At 51.4% G+C, this 389-nt stretch carries 1 protein-coding gene; it reads right to left on the bottom strand.

The genetic code is table 11. The annotated features are described in order from the left end of the window. A partial coding sequence (locus E0L35_RS26045; protein WP_116422354.1) for a PHP domain-containing protein occupies positions 1-164 on the bottom strand: 164 nt, incomplete at its 3' end. Between the last annotated feature and the right edge of the window lie 225 nt (positions 165-389).

Below are 389 nucleotides of genomic sequence, written 5' to 3'. Positions count from 1 at the left end.
TTAATGAAGTGCCAGTGATGTGGCGCATCTTCCATATCCGGGCCATGATCGGTGATCGCAAAAAGTTTAATGCCCTTTTGTTTGGCCTGGGCAATGTAATCACTCAATGTGCTATATGCATGTGTGCTGGCAACGGTATGCATATGAAGGTCGACGGGATACATAACTCTCTCCTGTATTCAATTCCCGCCAAGGATAGCAGGAATCCTGATGCTTTATTAGTAGCCGCGTGCGCGGTCGACTTGCCCGCAGACCTTCTCCCCTTTTTCGAGCTGGGCAATAGTGCGAGAAATGTACTCCACAGCTTCAGCGGGACGGGTAATCGCGGCGACATGTGGTGTTATCGTCACGCGTGGATGTTGCCAGAGCGGACTTTCAGGCGGTAAGGG

Origin of the sequence: Halomonas sp. ATBC28 (assembly GCF_005937175.1) — a bacterium.
Taxonomy (GTDB): domain Bacteria; phylum Pseudomonadota; class Gammaproteobacteria; order Pseudomonadales; family Halomonadaceae; genus Vreelandella; species Vreelandella titanicae.
This window is presented reverse-complemented; position numbering and strand designations above follow the sequence as displayed.